Source organism: Dietzia sp. B44 (assembly GCF_014145245.1).
Taxonomy (GTDB): domain Bacteria; phylum Actinomycetota; class Actinomycetes; order Mycobacteriales; family Mycobacteriaceae; genus Dietzia; species Dietzia natronolimnaea.
In genome coordinates, this window is the sequence record NZ_JAALEF010000170.1 from 7933 (window position 1) to 13562 (window position 5630).

Genomic DNA, 5630 nt, shown 5'->3' on the forward strand with positions numbered 1-5630 from the left:
ACGCCGTCGCGACGTGCGGCTGCGAGATGCTCGCCCGCTAACCGGCTAACCCGCCCGCCCGCAGCTGCGACTCGGCGACGGGTTCAGCGCGGCCGTCCCGGCTGGCAGGTCGGACACCAGAAGAGGGTCCGCGCCTCCAACGTCTGCAGGACGATCTCGTCGCGGCACACCCGGCACCGCCAGCCGTCCCGTTGGTAGACGTAGTTGCGCGGCCGGTCGGCACCACGTCGGGGCACGTCCCCGTGGTCGTGCTCCGGGCGGATCGTGTGGATGGCGCCGGTCTCCACCCCCACCTCCATCAACTGCACCAGGTCGTCCCAGATCGCGCGGAACTCGCCCTCCGTCACCCGCGAGCCGGCTCGGAACGGGTCGATACCGTGCCGGAACAGCACCTCGGCGCGGTAGACGTTCCCGACTCCGGCCAGGACCTTCTGGTCCATGAGCAGCGCACCTACCGGCCGCGCACTGCGTGTGATCCGCGCCCACGCCCGCCCGGGATCGGCGTCGGGATCCAGGGGATCGGGGCCCAGACGGCCGCGCACCTCGGCCACACCCGCCTCGTCGATGACGTCGCACCTGGTGGGTCCGCGCAGGTCGACGTAGTGGGCGGGCCGGCCCTCCGACCCCCCGCCGGGAAGCATCGCCCCGACCCGCATCCGCACCTGCCCCACCGGCGCGGGCGGCTCCTCCCCCTGCGGCACGAGGTGCGTGTCGAAGAATCCGTACAGCCCCAGGTGGACGTGGACGACGAGGCCGCCCTCGTAGTGGTGGAAGAGGTGCTTGCCGACGGCTGTGGCGTGCTCGAAGTACCTACCGTCGACGACGACGTGGTCCGCGAACCGCCCCTGTGGGCTGGAGACGCGGACGGGCCCGCCTGCGAAGTACTCGGTGTGCAGGCGGGCCAGCCGGTGGAGGGTGTGCCCCTCAGGCACGGAGTGTCTCAGGCATGGTGTCGCCCGGGCACGACGCTTCTCGGACGCTTCTCTGATCAGGCCCCGGGGACCGGCGGGGCCTCGTGGGTGCGCTCGTACTCGGCGAGGATGTCGATGCGCCGCTGGTGGCGCTCGGCCTCCGACCAGGTCTGGTCGAGGAACGCATCGACGATCGCCAGTGCCTCCTCCTGCGAGTGCATGCGCCCACCGATACCGATCAGCTGCGCGTTGTTGTGCTCACGGGCGAGGCGCGCGGTCTCGACGCTCCACGCCAGGGCGCAGCGGGCACCGGGAACCTTGTTGGCCGCGATCTGCTCGCCGTTGCCGGAGCCGCCCAGCACGATCCCGAGGCTGCCCGGGTCCGCCACGACCTTGCGAGCCGCGTCGATGCAGAAGGCCGGGTAGTCGTCCTCCGCGTCGTAGGTGTGGGCGCCGCAGTCGACCACCTCGTGGCCGGAGGTCTTCAGGTGCTCGGCGATGACGTTCTTGGTCTCGAAGCCGGCGTGGTCCGCTCCCAGGTAGATGCGCATGGCGGCGATTCTGCCACGTCGGACCCGGGCCGCCGACAACGGTGGAGTCACTTGGACAGCCGGATCACCATCGTCTCCGACGCCGCACCCTCCGCGGCGACGAAACCCATGTCGGCGTACAGCCTCCGGGCCGGATTGCCTGCCTCGACGCTGAGGCTGACCCGTTCCAGACCCCGGTCCCCCGCTGCCGCGAGCGCCTCTTCGAGCAGCAGGGCTCCGAGGCCTCTCCCGCGGTGCCCGGGCCAGACGCACACGCTGAGCTCGGGGACTCCGTCGGCCACGTACCCGTAACCGGGATCCGCGGCGTCGAGGAACAGCAGCCACACCACACCGACCGGGCGTCCGGACACCTCCGCCACCAGCCCGAAGTCGCCACGGTCGGGTCGGAGTGCCGAATAGTGCGCCAGCGCGGGGTCGGCCGCCACGTCGGCGGCGGTGACCCGCTCCTGCCCCGTCCAGTTGACGTTGAGCACGGTGGCCTCTTCCACCAGTGAGTCGTCATCTGCGGAGAGCGGCCGCACGTGTACCGAGCCATCCGCGCTGTCCGCGGGCACCCTGAGCCACGAGATGTTCTCGGGGATCGCGAACGAGCGGGGGCGATGTCACTGCTCGACGACGCCGGTGTACCGCAGCCGGTCCGGGCGCAGCCAGCAGGTGTGATCGGGCCCCCATCCAGCGAGGACGGACGCCCCCTGCGCGGTGTCGATTGCGCGCCCGGCGGTGGAGAGGTAGCCGGTGACGGTCACGTGGACCGCGTCGTAGTGCTCGGCGACCTCGGCCCAGTCGGGGATCCACCAGCTTCCATCGCGCCCGGTGGTTCGCCACCAGTCGCCCCGCTTCTCCTGGGTCACCTCCAGCGGGAACTCGTTGACAAGACTCGCCCACTCCTGCGGGCTGTCGATCTCCCGGATTCGGGCCGAGGGTTCGACCTCGACCGGGTGGACGCGGGCCCGGCTCCACCCCATGTGATCCTCGGTGGTGTGTGGTGCCAGGGGGCCGACCGTCTCCCGGATTCGGGAGGTCCAGGCGATCCCGGCGAACACCGGCGCGGTCCACCACCGACCGGTGGTGGACCGCCAGTGGGGGTTGTCCGTGCCCGCGCGCTCCCTCTCCCTGATCTGGTCCCGCCACGTCCCGAGTTGCGGTCGGGCGTCCTCAAGGCGGTTCACCGGCACCCAGTTGTCGAGCAGGAGTTGGACGATGTTCTGGCCGGCTCTGTCGACGGGGCTGGACCACCACTTCGTCGCCGGATTCTGTGAGAGCGCTCGGGCTATCGGGCGGAGGGCGGCCACCATGCCTGGGCGGGCGAGATCTTCTCGATCGTCCTCCGGATCCTGCCAGTAGACCGCCTTCCACAGACCGGCACTGAGCTCGCCGAGGATCCTCGTCTCCCCCAGCGCTCGGACCCGTTCAGGCCGGACTGCGCCCACCGCGTCGACGCGCTCCTGGGACGTCAGCCGCCACCAATCAATCTCGGGCGCGGCCGCCTCGGCCACGGCCGCGCACAACGCACGGCCGTACGGCCCGTCCAGCAGGGACCCACCCGCGACGCTCATCAACTCAGTCGAACTGCGGGGCCTCGGTGCGGCTGCGCTTGAGCTCGAAGAAGTAGGGGTACTCCGCGAGCAGGGCCGCTCCGTCGAAGACCTTCCCTGCGTCCTCGCCGCGCGGGATGCGCGTGAGGACGGGACCGAAGAAGGCCACGCCGTCCACGTGCACGACCGGGGTGCCGACCTCGTCGCCCACCGGGTCCATGCCGCGGTGGTGCGAGGCGCGCAGCTCGTCGTCGTACTCATCCGACGCCGCCGCGGCGGCGAGACCCGCGTCCAGTCCGGCGGCCTCGAGCGCCTCGGTGATCACGGTGGGGTCCTCGATCCCCCGTCCCTGGTCGTGGATGCGGGTGCCGAGCTCGGTGTACAGCCGGCCCAGGACCTCCTGGCCGTGACGCTGTGCGGCGGCGATCGCGACCCGGACCGGGCCCCAACCGCGTGTCATCAGCGCGAGGTAGTCCTCGGGCAGGTCCCGGCCGTCGTTGAGGACGGACAGGCTCATGACGTTCCAGGTCAGCTCGATGTCGCGGACCTTCTCGACCTCGAGGATCCAGCGGCTGGTGACCCACGCGAAGGGGCACAGGGGGTCGAACCAGAAGTCGACGGAACGGGTGGCGTCGGAACCAGAAGATGTCATGACCCCATCCTCCTCGTCCGGGTCCCCGACTGCCACCCCGCCGCGGGTGGTAGGACTGGGGCCACCACCCCCGCCCAGGAACCGAGGACCTCCGATGCGCTCGCTCAATCTCACCCGTTCCGACGCCGCCGCCAGGGCGGAACTGCTCGACGTGGACACCTACGAGGTGGACCTGGACCTCACCGACGGCTCCGGCGGACCGGGATCCGGGACGTTCCGGTCCCGCACGGTGGTCCGGTTCACCTGCTCCCGACCCGGGGCGGAGACGTTCATCGATCTGAGGTCGGCGCGGATCCGGTCGGTGACGTTGAACGGACGGGACCTGGAGACCGGGGACTATGACGACGAGGTGGGGCTCACGCTGCCCGATCTGCAGGAGACCAACGAGCTCGTCGTGGACGCCGATCTGGCGTACACCTCCACCGGCGAGGGCCTGCACCGCATGGTCGACCCCGTGGACGGGGAGGTCTACCTCTACTCGCAGTTCCAGACCGCCGACGCCAAGCGGGTGTTCGCCTGCTTCGACCAGCCCGACCTCAAGGCCCGCTACACGCTGACCATTACCGCCCCCGCCTCCTGGGTCGTGGTGGCCAACACCCCGGCCGGCGAGTCCCCGGGCGGGGCGGGATCGGTCGTGCACCGGTTCGAGCAGACGGAGATCCTGTCGACGTACCTCGTGGCCCTGATCGCCGGCCCCTATCACGTGGTCGAGGACTCCTACACCGACGAGCACGGCACCATTCCACTACGACTGTTGTGTCGAGCGTCGCTCGCCGGGCACCTCGACGCCGATCGGCTGTTCGCCGAGACCAAGGAGGGCTTCGGGTTCTATCACCGCGAGTTCGGCATGCCGTACGCGTTCGGCAAGTACGACCAGATCTTCGTGCCCGAGTTCAACGCGGGGGCCATGGAGAACGCGGGGGCCGTGACGTTCCTCGAGGACTACGTCTTCCGCTCCCGGGTCACGGCGTACCGCTACGAGCGGCGCAACGAAACGGTGCTGCACGAGATGGCCCACATGTGGTTCGGCGACCTGGTGACCATGCGCTGGTGGGATGACCTGTGGCTCAACGAGTCGTTTGCGACCTTCGCCTCGGTCCTGGCCCAGGTGGACGCCACGCAGTACACCGATGCGTGGACCACGTTCGCCAACGTGGAGAAGGCGTGGGCGTACCGGCAGGACCAGTTGCCCTCCACCCATCCCGTCGCGGCCGACATGACGGACCTGGAGACGGTCGAGGCCAACTTCGACGGGATCACCTACGCCAAGGGCGCGTCCGTGCTCAAGCAACTGGTGGCGTACGTCGGACGCGAGCCGTTCCTGGCGGGCCTGCGCGCCTACTTCGCCGAGCACGCCTTCGGCAACGCCGAGTTCGATGACCTCCTGCGGGCCCTTGAGGCCTCCTCCGGTCGCGACCTGTCCGACTGGGCCGATCAGTGGCTGCGGACCACCGGCATCAACCCGATTTCCGTGGAGGTGAGCGCCCCCGCCGACTCCCCGGGGACCATCTCTGAGCTGACCGTCGTGCAGGGGCCCGCCGCCCCCGGCGCCGGGGAGCTGCGCACCCACCGCCTCGGGGTCGGCCTCTACAGCCGTGACGACTCGGGCGCCCTGGTCCGTACCGCGTTCACCGAGCTGGACGTGGACGCCGAGCGCACCGCCGTCCCGGACATGGCCGGCCTGGCCGTGCCCGACCTGGTCCTGCCGAACGATGCCGATCTGACGTACTGCTCGGTCCGCCTCGACGAGCGCTCGCTGGGCACCGTCCTGGACTCGATCGAGGACGTGACGGACTCGCTCGCCCGGACACTGTGCTGGTCCGCGCTGTGGGAGATGACCCGGGAGGCCCGACTCCCGGCTCGTCGGTTCGTCGAGGTGGTCACCCGCGCGGCCCCGCGCGAGGCTCACATCGGAGTGGTCCAGCGCGTGCTCGCCCAGGCACAGACGGCGCTGGCGAGGTACGCCGACCCGGACTGGGCG

At 70.5% G+C, this 5630-nt stretch carries 6 protein-coding genes; 1 reads left to right on the plus strand and 5 read right to left on the minus strand.

Annotated elements, in window-relative coordinates:
* Positions 1-83: 83 nt before the first annotated feature.
* The 5 genes from G6017_RS06595 to G6017_RS06615 form a co-directional block, all read right to left on the minus strand.
* Positions 84-932, minus strand: coding sequence for a DNA-formamidopyrimidine glycosylase family protein (locus G6017_RS06595; RefSeq protein WP_182616556.1), 849 nt, complete (start codon positions 930-932; stop codon positions 84-86).
* 56 nt (positions 933-988) lie between these two features.
* Entirely contained in the window at positions 989-1462 is a 474-nt protein-coding gene (locus G6017_RS06600; protein WP_182616558.1) for a ribose-5-phosphate isomerase, read from the minus strand.
* 47 nt (positions 1463-1509) lie between these two features.
* Entirely contained in the window at positions 1510-1950 is a 441-nt protein-coding gene (locus G6017_RS06605; RefSeq protein ID WP_347237958.1) for a GNAT family N-acetyltransferase, read from the minus strand.
* A gap of 114 nt (positions 1951-2064) precedes the next feature.
* The gene (locus tag G6017_RS06610) at positions 2065-3018 is read right to left on the minus strand and encodes a hypothetical protein (protein ID WP_182616560.1); all 954 of its coding nucleotides are present in this window, start codon (positions 3016-3018) and stop codon (positions 2065-2067) included.
* A 4-nt stretch (positions 3019-3022) separates the two neighbouring features.
* Positions 3023-3649 (minus strand): mycothiol-dependent nitroreductase Rv2466c family protein, encoded by a 627-nt coding sequence (locus G6017_RS06615; RefSeq protein WP_179524910.1) that lies wholly within the window; start codon positions 3647-3649, stop codon positions 3023-3025.
* A 94-nt stretch (positions 3650-3743) separates the two neighbouring features.
* Between G6017_RS06615 and pepN the strand changes: the two genes are divergently transcribed.
* On the plus strand, positions 3744-5630 hold a 1887-nt coding region (gene pepN / locus G6017_RS06620), incomplete at its 3' end, for an aminopeptidase N (protein WP_182616562.1).